Here is a 228-nt window from a genome sequence, read left to right as displayed (position 1 = left end):
CTCGGAACCCTCGCGCACAAGGGCATGGAGGAGCGCCTCCCCATCGCGCGCCGGCTCTACCCCGGCGCACGCGCCGAGAACGCGGTGGTCTGCGGCATCGCCCCCGGATACGGGCCCATCCCCGGCCACTTCGACCTCGCACCCACGGGTGCCCACGTCCTCGACTGGAAGTTCCTCAAGCGCCAGCAGGCACTCGTGATGATCGACTTCCGCGAGATCCAGGCGGGC

Annotated in this window: 1 protein-coding gene; it reads left to right on the top strand. The window is 70.6% G+C overall.

Annotated elements, in window-relative coordinates; all coding sequences use genetic code 11:
* On the top strand, positions 1-228 hold a 228-nt coding region (locus ACZ3HH_RS31290; protein ID WP_465810639.1), incomplete at both ends, for a hypothetical protein.

Source organism: Pseudomonas sp. PME37.24/025, assembly GCF_055556615.1.
Note: the sequence above shows the minus strand (reverse complement) of the source record. Positions and strands in the feature narration are given on the sequence as shown.